The organism is Verrucosispora sp. SN26_14.1 (assembly GCF_004307965.1).
Taxonomy (GTDB): Bacteria; Actinomycetota; Actinomycetes; order Mycobacteriales; family Micromonosporaceae; genus Micromonospora.
Genome location: NZ_SISL01000480.1, coordinates 1 through 4337, shown reverse-complemented (window position 1 = coordinate 4337; position 4337 = coordinate 1). Strand labels below are relative to the sequence as shown.

At 73.8% G+C, this 4337-nt stretch carries 5 protein-coding genes; 1 reads left to right on the top strand and 4 read right to left on the bottom strand.

Features of this window, described 5'->3' with window-relative positions; all coding sequences use genetic code 11:
* The 4 genes from EYA84_RS27495 to EYA84_RS27485 form a co-directional block, all read right to left on the bottom strand.
* Positions 1 to 596 (bottom strand): sirohydrochlorin chelatase (locus tag EYA84_RS27495; RefSeq protein WP_236145988.1); only part of this gene is annotated, 596 nt, incomplete at its 3' end.
* 29 nt (positions 597 to 625) lie between these two features.
* Positions 626 to 1399 carry a phosphoadenylyl-sulfate reductase gene (locus EYA84_RS27490; RefSeq protein WP_131056715.1) on the bottom strand — a complete coding sequence of 258 codons (774 nt, stop codon included), beginning with the start codon at positions 1397 to 1399 and terminating at the stop codon, positions 626 to 628.
* The gene (locus tag EYA84_RS33020) at positions 1396 to 1557 is read right to left on the bottom strand and encodes a hypothetical protein (protein WP_162854390.1); all 162 of its coding nucleotides are present in this window, start codon (positions 1555 to 1557) and stop codon (positions 1396 to 1398) included. Before EYA84_RS33020 ends, EYA84_RS27490 begins: the two co-directional genes overlap by 4 nt.
* Positions 1558 to 1570: 13 nt before the next feature.
* Positions 1571 to 3283, bottom strand: coding sequence for a nitrite/sulfite reductase (locus EYA84_RS27485; protein WP_131056713.1), 1713 nt, complete (start codon positions 3281 to 3283; stop codon positions 1571 to 1573).
* Between the two features lie 400 nt (positions 3284 to 3683).
* On the opposite strand from EYA84_RS27485, the gene EYA84_RS27480 reads away from it, so the two are divergent.
* Positions 3684 to 4337: glycosyltransferase family 39 protein (locus EYA84_RS27480; protein WP_236145987.1), on the top strand; the 654-nt coding region annotated here is incomplete at its 3' end.

The window sequence follows — 4337 nt, the reverse complement described above, 5'->3', positions numbered from 1 at the left end:
AGATGTGGATCAGAGCCAGCCCGCAACCGGGCCACCGCCTCGCCGACGGCCGGTGGCGCCGCCGAGGCGTACGAGACCCGGGTCGTGGCACCCAGGACCGCACCGAGTTCCCGGGCCACCCGGCCGACCGAGGCACGGGCGGACGCGTCCCGGGTACCCGCCGCCGCCAGCACCACCGCGTCGAACCGACCCGGTTCCGCCTCCGCCAGCCGCCGCCCCAGCGCGTCCAGCAGCGACCGGTCCACCCGGTTGCCGACCGGGCCGAGCACGTCGGTGACGGTCACCGCGATCGGCGGACCGGACTCCTGGGCGGCCGCCACCGCCGCCGGGATGTCCACCCGCCGGTGGTACGCGGCGGTCAGCAGCAGCGGCACCAGGACCGCCCGGGAGTGCCCGGCGGCGGCCAGTCCTCGCAGCACCTCGGTCGGACCGGGCTCGGTGTGGTCCAGCCAGCTCGCCAGCACCGGGGTGCCGGGGCGGGCGGCCGACACCGCCCGCGCCAACGCCCGGGTGGCCTCGGCGGCCCGTGGATCGCGGCTGCCGTGGGCGACCAGGAGCAGCGGGTCCCGCCCCGACCCTGGTGGGCCGGGGTGGATCGGGCCGCCGTCGGTTTCCGCCGCCTCGGTCAGAGGTGCAGTCCGCACTCGGTCTTCTCGAACATGGCCCAGCGGCCGGCGCGCGGGTCCTCCCCCGCCGTGGTCCGGCGGGTGCACGGCCAGCAGCCGACCGAACCGTAGCCGCGCCGGAGCAGTTCGTTGACCGGCACCTTCCACCGCGCGACGTACGCGTCGACGTCCGCCTGGCTCCAGGCCGCGATCGGGTTGACCTTCACCCGACCCCGGCGCGGGTCGAACGCCACCACCGGCGTGTTGGCCCGGGTCGGCGACTCGTCCCGACGCAGTCCGGCGGCCCATGCCTCGTAGCCGGCCAGCGCCCGTTCCAGCGGCTCCACCTTGCGCAACCGGCAGCACTCGTCCGGTGACCGGTTGAACAGCCGGGGCCCGTACTCGCCGTCCTGCTGACCGACGGTGAGTCGGGGCCGGATCGACCGGACGTTCACCGGCAGGGTGCGGGCGACCTCGTCGCGGACGGCGAGGGTCTCCGGGAAGTGCAGGCCGGTGTCGAGGAAGACCACGTCCACCCCGGGTGCCACCCGGGAGACGAGGTGGGCGAGCACCGCGTCCGCCATCGAGCTGGTCACGCAGAACCGGTCACCGAAGGTCTCCGCGGCCCACCGGGCGATCTCCAGCGCGGGCGCGCCCTCCAGTTCCCGGCCCGCCCGGTCGGCGAGTTCCCGCAACTGCTCGGGGCTGCGGCGGGCCGGGTCGGCCGGCGCGACCGCCGGGGCGGGCGCGGTGTCGACGAGTCCCAGACCGGCTGCGGAGACCAGCGCGCTCATCGCCGCACCGCCTGGGGGAGCAGACCGGTGAAACGGACCGTGAACACTCGGGCGCAGCCGTGGCACTCCCAGGCGCCGTGCCCGGTCTCGCTCGGCCGCAGGTCCTCCTCGCCGCAGTAGGGGCAGTACAACGGCGCGGCACGGGTCTCGCTGCTCATCGCGTCACCTCGCTCATCGCAGTAGTTCCTCGTCGGCCCGGATGACCCAGTTGGCGAACGTCTCGTTCTCGGTCCGGCCGTCCAGGTAGCGCCGGGCCAGCCGTTCGACGTACTCGGGAAGCTCGTCGGCGGTCGTCTTGAGACCGCGCAGCTTGCGCCCGAACCCGGCGGTCTGGCCCTCGGCCATGCCCAGCCCGCCGCCGAGGTGCACCTGGTAGCCCTCGACCTGCTGGCCGTCCGGGCCGGTCACCAGTTGTCCCTTGAGCCCGATGTCGGCGACCTGGGTGCGGGCGCAGGCGTTCGGGCAGCCGTTGATGTGGATGGAGATGTCCGTGTCGAAGTCACGCAGCCGCTGCTCCAGGCGGGCCACCAGCTCCTCGCCGCGCGCCTTGGTCTCGACGATGGCGAGCTTGCAGTACTCGATGCCGGTGCAGGCCATGGTGCCGCGCCGCCAGCTCGACGGGTGGGCCTCCAGACCGATCCCGCGCAGCGCGGTGACCAGCGAGTCGGTCCGCTCCTGCGGGACGTCGAGGACGAGCAGTTTCTGGTACGGGGTGAGGCTGATCCGGCCGCTGCCGTGCGCTTCGACGACGTCGGCGAGCTGGGCGAGCTGGGTGCCGGAGACCCGCCCCACCACCGGGGTCGCGCCGACGTAGTTGCGGCCGTCCCGCTGGGCGTGCACGCCGATGTGGTCGACCGGCCGCTCCGGCAGGTCCGGGGCCGGGCCGTCCAGCAGCGTCCGGCCGAGGTACTCCTTCTCCAGCACCTCGCGGAACTTGGCCACGCCCCAGTCGGAGACCAGGAACTTCAACCGGGCTCGGTGGCGCAGCCGGCGGTACCCGTAGTCGCGGAAGATGCCGACCACGCCGACCCAGACGTCCGGCACCTCGTTCAGCGGCACCCAGACGCCGAGCCGCTGGGCCAGCATGGGGTTGGTGGAGAGCCCGCCGCCGACCCACACGTCGAAGCCGGGGCCGTGCTCGGGGTGGTCGACGCCGAGGAAGGCGATGTCGTTGGCCTGGTACGGGGTGTCCACCAGCCACGAGATCGACGACTTGAACTTGCGGGGCAGGTTGGAGTACTCCCGGTCGCCGACGTACCGCCGGACGATCTCGTCGATCGCCGGGGTGGCGTCGACCCGCTCGTTCGCGGCCACACCCGCCACCGGGCTGCCCAGCACGATGCGGGGGCAGTCGCCGCACGCCTCGGTGGTCTGCAGGCCGACGGCCTCCAGCCGACGCCAGATCTCGGGCATGTCCTCGACCCGGATCCAGTGGTACTGGATGTTCTGCCGGTCGGTGATGTCGGCGGTGTCGCGGGCGAACTCCCGGGAGATCTCCGCGATGGTGCGCAGCTGCGCCAGGTCGAGCTGGCCGCCGTCCACCCGCACCCGGAGCATGAAGTACTCGTCCTCCAGCTCGTGCGGCTCCAGCACGGCGGTACGTCCGCCGTCGATGCCCGCCTTGCGCTGGGTGTAGAGGCCCCACCAGCGGAACCGACCGCGCAGGTCCGCCGGGTCGATGGAGGCGAAGCCGCCGTGGGCGTAGATGTTCTCGATCCGCTCCCGCACGTTGAGCGGGTTGTCGTCCTTCTTGCTGCGCTCGTTGGGGTTGAGCGGCTCGCGGTATCCGAGCGCCCATTGGCCCTCGCCGCGGGGGCGGCGGGGAGCCCGCGCGGGGCGCGCCGTGGGATCCCCGGGTCGGGCCGGAATCTCGCTGACCGCCATCGCGGCGTCCTCCGTTGTCTGCTGTGCCTCGGCTGGGGTAAGCGGACGCGATCGGCTCCCGGAAAGGGGCCGTGGACGGCGATGTCAGGAACGGCCGGCGCGCCAGGTGCCCGAGGCAGGGTGGTCGGGCGTCGTCAGTAGGCCGGACAGATGGCGCTGCGCACGCGGCCGTAATCAACGTGGCGGCGAGCCACGAAGCGGCGCACGACGGCGGCAGTCATGAACGTCATGTTGCCACACCGGGTATGGACCGGCCAATGACTGCGTGCCGCATCCCACATCACGGGCGGTCGCTGCCGCCACTCGGAGCGCGATCGTGTGGCAGGCTCGCAATGTGGGGGATTTGTCCGATAGGTCGGTCCCGGTCGCCGGAACCGGCGTCCGGCTCAGCGGCGTACGCCTGCGTGCCCTGCCGGTCTGGCTGCTCCCGGCGGGCCTGACCCTGCTGGTGACGCTGGCCGGGTTGGACTCCGCCCAGCCGTGGCGGGACGAGTTGGCCACCTGGAGCGCCGCCACCCGGCCGGCGGCCGACCTGTTCCGGCTGACCGGCACCATCGACGCCGCCGCCGCGCCCTACTACCTGCTCGTGCACGCCTGGACGGCGGTGGCCGGCGACTCGGTGGCCGCGCTGCGTCTGCCGTCCGCACTGGCCATGGCCGTCGCCGCCGGCCTGACCGCCACGCTCGGTCGACGGCTCTGGGACGCCCGCGTCGGCACCCTCGCCGGGCTGCTGTTCGCGGTCCTGCCCAGCACCTCCCGCTACGGCCAGGAAGCCCGCCCGTACGCGCTGGCCACCGCCCTGGCCGTGCTGAGCACCCTGCTGCTCGTGGACTCGCTGCACCGTCCCGGTCCACGCCGCTGGGCCGGGTACGCCGTGACCACCGCCGCCCTCGGGCTCGCCCACCTGGTCGCCCTCACCCTGCTCGCCGCACACGCCGTCGCCGTACTCACCGCCACACCCCGCACCGCTTCACCGGGCACCACCGCACCGCCCGCCGCCGACCCGGCGTCATCGGACCGGGCGTCGACCCCTGACCCCGGGCCCGCAGCGCCA

Excerpts from the sequence above, each read along its gene's own strand:
- EYA84_RS27490 (WP_131056715.1), bottom strand. The coding sequence starts at position 1,399 with ATGAGCGCGCTGGTCTCCGCAGCCGGTCTGGGACTCGTCGACACCGCG.
- EYA84_RS33020 (WP_162854390.1), bottom strand. The coding sequence starts at position 1,557 with ATGAGCAGCGAGACCCGTGCCGCGCCGTTGTACTGCCCCTACTGCGGC.
- EYA84_RS27485 (WP_131056713.1), bottom strand. The coding sequence starts at position 3,283 with ATGGCGGTCAGCGAGATTCCGGCCCGACCCGGGGATCCCACGGCGCGC.